This is a genomic window from Novacetimonas hansenii JCM 7643 (assembly GCF_000964405.1).
Lineage (GTDB): Bacteria > Pseudomonadota > Alphaproteobacteria > Acetobacterales > Acetobacteraceae > Novacetimonas > Novacetimonas hansenii.
Window position 1 is genome coordinate 1 of record NZ_BANE01000032.1, and the last position, 4,705, is coordinate 4,705.

At 58.0% G+C, this 4,705-nt stretch carries 6 protein-coding genes; 5 read left to right on the top strand and 1 reads right to left on the bottom strand.

All coding sequences use genetic code 11. The annotated features are described in order from the left end of the window. Window positions 1–259 precede the first annotated feature (259 nt). The 5 genes from B7G66_RS02220 (at window position 260) to B7G66_RS02240 (ending at window position 3,710) form a co-directional block, all read left to right on the top strand. Window positions 260–772 carry a hypothetical protein gene (locus B7G66_RS02220; protein WP_040512760.1) on the top strand — a complete coding sequence of 171 codons (513 nt, stop codon included), beginning with the start codon at window positions 260–262 and terminating at the stop codon, window positions 770–772. A gap of 26 nt (window positions 773–798) precedes the next feature. Then, on the top strand, window positions 799–1,236 hold the full coding sequence (locus B7G66_RS02225) for a hypothetical protein (protein ID WP_003621626.1): 438 nt from the start codon (window positions 799–801) through the stop codon (window positions 1,234–1,236). Between the two features lie 186 nt (window positions 1,237–1,422). Beyond that, window positions 1,423–1,953, top strand: coding sequence for a hypothetical protein (locus tag B7G66_RS02230; protein ID WP_141313092.1), 531 nt, complete (start codon window positions 1,423–1,425; stop codon window positions 1,951–1,953). Window positions 1,954–2,051: 98 nt separating this feature from the next. Continuing rightward, a complete protein-coding gene (locus tag B7G66_RS18605) occupies window positions 2,052–2,651 on the top strand; it encodes a hypothetical protein (RefSeq protein WP_003621622.1) in 600 nt (199 codons plus the stop codon). A gap of 627 nt (window positions 2,652–3,278) precedes the next feature. After that, window positions 3,279–3,710 carry a hypothetical protein gene (locus B7G66_RS02240; RefSeq protein WP_003621618.1) on the top strand — a complete coding sequence of 144 codons (432 nt, stop codon included), beginning with the start codon at window positions 3,279–3,281 and terminating at the stop codon, window positions 3,708–3,710. A gap of 205 nt (window positions 3,711–3,915) precedes the next feature. Here B7G66_RS02240 and B7G66_RS02245 read toward each other — a convergent pair whose 3' ends face one another. Continuing rightward, window positions 3,916–4,221 (bottom strand): hypothetical protein, encoded by a 306-nt coding sequence (locus tag B7G66_RS02245; protein WP_003621616.1) that lies wholly within the window; start codon window positions 4,219–4,221, stop codon window positions 3,916–3,918. Between the last annotated feature and the right edge of the window lie 484 nt (window positions 4,222–4,705).

Below are 4,705 nucleotides of genomic sequence, written 5' to 3' on the forward strand. Positions count from 1 at the left end.
AAGCTTCACCAAAAACTTTTATGATTTCAGGATGTTATCGCGCCGGATTTTGCCAACAGTCTCTAACACGTCCCCTGGCATGCCCCCGGCGCGACCCCGCCGGGCTATACGCGTCCATCGTCGCATCGCCGCCGCCAGCCATAACATCGCGCGATGGAGGCCCTGCATCACGGGGGATGCCATAGGGGGGGGATTGTGTTCTATAACCACCCCGTGTGATCCCCAACAGGCGAAACGGACGGCAATTCAGGTGACATGGGTGACATGGGGCGAGTATCAGGCGCTCGTCCAGCTTTCGGCCGGGATGAACATGGCGATCCTGAGCTTTGTGGACATCAGCCTTCCGGCGATCAAGGAACGCCGCCGCGTCTTTGAAAAGGCACAGCAGGAACTCGAACGCCACAAAAAAAGCACACGCCACGACAGCAGTGACAGCGACGCGCAGGACACCCACAAGCGCAGCATCAGCGCCATGGACCAGAAGATGTACCTGCTGTGGAAAGAAGCCGCCACCTTCAGCAGCGAGGAGGACTCGCTCCTTAAATCCACCGGCGTGATGGGGGTGACGGGATCTGTCGTCAGCCTTGGGCTGCTGTGGTATTCGGCACAGCATTACAATGACCCGATTTCCCTTTTGGGCAAGATCCTGATCGGGCTGTCCTTTGGCTCCCTGCTTGGGGCATTCATCATCAATTTCATGACCGCGTCACAGGCCGGGATGCTGACGCGCAAATGCAACGATATCCGCAGCGAGATGCACGACCTGCTGTAAGGTGCGCGGCGCAATGCGCATCGGGCATGCGCCGCCATGGCTTAGCCCCCGCGCACCGGACGTGGTATCGCCATGTCCCGACGCGGCATGAACGCCGCCACCCGATTGACCATCCCATCGCCACGAAAGGGCATCCGCACATGAACGCCACCGAAATCCGTACCCGCTTTGCTGCGGCGCTGGACAATATCCTGTCCGATGACGAAGTGCCCGCCGATGCCCGCATCCTGCCGCAGGCCCTGTCGCAGGCGCTGGTTGAATACCGCCTGTCCGCCGCACAGCCGGAACAGGACCTGACCCCCGCCGACATCACCGTGTCCGACATCACCGAAATCGACCGCCTGAAGGGCGGGGACGACGCAACCGCCGCCACCTTGCGCAGGATTACCGATGGGCAGGATGCGCGCGCCCTTCGGCTGGCGTTCCTTTATTACTGTCAGGCCATCACCCGCATGGCCGCCTGACATCACGGCGCAAAAGGCGCGCAGGCGGGCGCGACATGTTATGGCCGCATGTTATGGCCGCCACGCGCCCTTGCGCGCCACCCCGCCTTGCGTGGGGGCGGGCGTTGGTCCTTAATGTCCATCATCCATGGTGGGCATACGTTCAGGCGGGCGTGCCTGCCGCACTTGACGGGACATGGGCTGACGATGAGGCATCTTGGGCATACGTTGCGGCTGTCGCGCATATTTTGGGGGCCGTTTGCGACCCTTGCCCTGGTTGCGGGGATCTCCACCATGGCGCAGGCGCAGCAGACGCAGGCCCAGCAGACCCGCTTTGGCCCCGTCGCCATCAGCAAGGACAGGATCACATGGCGCGGCCATGCGGTGCATCCCGTCCTGACGGGCAATAGCGGCCTGATGCTGTCACCGTCAATCGCGATGGGCGACAGCGATATCGTGGTGGTCCAGAGCATCGGCGGTTCCCTGTGTCCCGCCACGTTCGCCGTCTTGCAGGTCAGCCGTAAAAAAGAACAGCACACCAATTTCTTTGGCACCTGTTCGGACATCGTCCACACAAAGGTGGTGGGCAATACGCTGCAACTGCGCATGCCCTCCATGCACACCAACGGCGTGCAACGCACCTATACCTATCACGATGGGCTGGTCAGCAAGGAAGGTGTCCTGCTGAATTCTCCCTGTACCAAAGGTATTTGCGAGAATTACTTTGGCGACGAGTGAGCCAGGCGGTCTTTTTGTAACATAAAGTCACACGTTGTTACATAGCCATACATTTCCAGACATGCGACAAAGCCGGGTCATCATGAACGGAGAAGATCATGAACAAGCTCGTGCCGCTGTTTGGCGGTATGGTGCTGTTGGCAGGATGTGCCGCCAGCCCCGATAGCATCCGGCCGGCCTATATTCCCGACAGTGCCTATTCCAGCCTCAGTTGCCAGCAGCTTGGCGAGGCGGAGTTGAAGGAAGGCGACGTGTTGCAGACCCTGACGGACAAGCAGCACCGCGCGCGCAAGACAGACACATGGGGTGTCCTGATGGTGGGGCTGCCGCTTTCGGAAATGACCGGCAGCGACGTCAAGGGCCTGCTGGCGCGTGAAAAGGGCAAGATGGAAGCCCTGCACCGCGTTCAGGCGGCCAAGGGATGTGCGGGCGCGGGGGGCCTGAACGACATGGGGGTGCCCGGCGGCACCACGACCGGGACGTCGCATGGTGCATCCGGCAATACCGGCGCCAACAGCTATATCGGCGGTACGGGCGGCAGCGGGTCTTATGGCAGCACGGCATATGACACCGGGATTTCCAGCCGCGACAATGCCACCGGCATCGGCCCAAGCGGCATGATGAGCGATCCCGGCGGTATCGGAACCTCGGTCACGCCAGCGGCGAACCTGCCGGGCGCGGGCGATTTCCGCCACTAGAGCAGATCCGGTTTGAATGGACACATTCGAACTGGCGAATATGACTGAGAAACAATGAGTTAGAGCATATCCGGTTTGAATGCGTGCGTTCAAACCGGTGCAGATGCGCGTAAAAACAATAACCCGGAGCATTTCCACCGAACCGGTTTTCGGTGGAAATGCGTCAGGCGTCACATCCCCGGTGGTGGCCCCTGCCCTACCCTGCCGGGGCAGGGGCAGAGTTGCACGCATGCATGTCCCCATATGCCCCCGCCCCCTGCCGACATAATGGCATCGCGACGTCCCTGATCTGTCTGAACACAGATCCTTGATAAAAAAGAAAAGTTTCTGGGTGCCGCCTTTTTTCAAAAAGGTGATGTCCTGTGAAGGGTTCTGGAAAAAGCTTTACCAAAAAACCTTTATGATTTCAGGAGGGTACTGGCCCTGACTTTTTGAACAATCCTGCACTCCCTTTCTGCTGTCAGAGGCATCGACCATACATTTCGTGACATTTTCATCATCCCGTCATGATGGTTTCGCGGTTATGAAGGATGCAGGCCCCATCCATCGGGGATGGGGGACAGGTAGGCTGGCCTTTGTGAACATGCGTAATTTTCTGGTAATCTGCTTTGTGGCGGTGCGGTCCTGATGGCGCGCATTACGGCGCGACGGGTGCATGGGTGGTCCGCGCTGGTCGCGGCCCCAAGCCTGCTGTTTTTCGCGCTGACAGGTATTTTCCAGATTTTCGGGTTTCACGAATCCCATAACGGGTACGTGCCCGTCCCGATTATCGAAAAGCTGGGCGAGCTTCATAAAAAACAGGCTTTCCGCGCCAAGCCGCCACGCCCCGGCCCACCACGCCCCGCCGGGGACAACGCGCCACAACGCCCGCCGCGGCCTGCGTCCACACCCGTGCCGACCCTGTTGCTGCGGTGGTTTTTTGCCCTTGTTTCCGCAAGCCTCGTGGTGTCCACCGTGCTTGGCGTCTGGATCGGGCTGACACAGACGCGGCAGAAGAAACTGCATTACACGCTTCTGGCCGCAGGAACGCTGGTCCCGATCATACTGGCGATGCTGTAACGCGCCCCCTTAACATGGCGGGACGGGGAAATTCAGCGGGGGTTAGAGACTGTTTAAAAAGTGAGTCTCAATAACATCCTGAAATTATAAATGTTTTTGGTGAAGCTTTTTCCTAAAAGCTTCAAAGGACACCGCCTTTTTGGATCGAGAGGCGGCACCCCAAAACTTTTCCTTTTTTATCAATGCGTTGCTTTCAAACAATCTCCTATATCCGACCATGCCGCCCGGTGGGATCGTCCTCGGGCTCTTCCTCTGGGGGATCGGGGGGCAGGGTTTCATCATCCCCATCCGGGTCGTCGCCCCCTTCGTTGTCCCACGTGCCCAAGCCGTCATCTTCCGCCACGTCATATTCCGGCAGTTTCAGCGGCGCGGGCACGTCGTCTTCCTCCCCCGGAAGCGGGGCAGTGGGATCATGATCCTCCGGGTGGGGATCGGGCGGGGCCTCTGGCGGGATGCCAAGGCCCGGTCCGGGGCGCGAAGGCTGGGCCTGTGGGCATGATGCAGGGCACATGGGCGTTGTCCTTGACCATCTTGCTGTCCCAAACCTGCGGAACAGGGCAAAGTTCCCGTCCCGGCCCAAAGTGCGCCCGATAGAACAGCAGCCAAGCAGAACACCGCCTGTCAGAACAACGACAACTGGAAAAGCGGCCGTCGAAAAACAGCCATTGGGAAACAGCCAGTCGCCTGCCTTTCCTCTTGCCTTTTAGAGACTGTTTGGAAACAAGCTGTTGATAAAAAACAGGAAAAGTTCCTGGGTGCTGTCTTTTTTCAAAAATGCAGCGTCTTTCGAAGCTTTTTAGAAAAAGCTTCACCAAAAACTTTTATAATTCAGGATGTTATCGAGGCTGTGTTTTAGAAATATTCTTTCGAAAAGCTCCCTAATCCAACAGTCGGGTAGAGATTGTTTGAAAACAGGCCATTGATAAACAATAGAAAAATATTTTTGGCGATGTCTTTCGAAGCTTTTTGAAAAAAGCTTCACCAAAAACTTTTAT

What these genes read in the sequence shown, in the direction of transcription:
- B7G66_RS18605 (WP_003621622.1), top strand. Translation starts at nt 2,052, where the DNA reads ATGAACAAGCTCGTGCCGCTGTTTGGCGGTATGGTGCTGTTGGCAGGA.
- B7G66_RS02245 (WP_003621616.1), bottom strand. Translation starts at nt 4,221, where the DNA reads ATGTGCCCTGCATCATGCCCACAGGCCCAGCCTTCGCGCCCCGGACCG.
- B7G66_RS02240 (WP_003621618.1), top strand. Translation starts at nt 3,279, where the DNA reads ATGGCGCGCATTACGGCGCGACGGGTGCATGGGTGGTCCGCGCTGGTC.
- B7G66_RS02225 (WP_003621626.1), top strand. Translation starts at nt 799, where the DNA reads ATGCGCCGCCATGGCTTAGCCCCCGCGCACCGGACGTGGTATCGCCAT.
- B7G66_RS02230 (WP_141313092.1), top strand. Translation starts at nt 1,423, where the DNA reads ATGAGGCATCTTGGGCATACGTTGCGGCTGTCGCGCATATTTTGGGGG.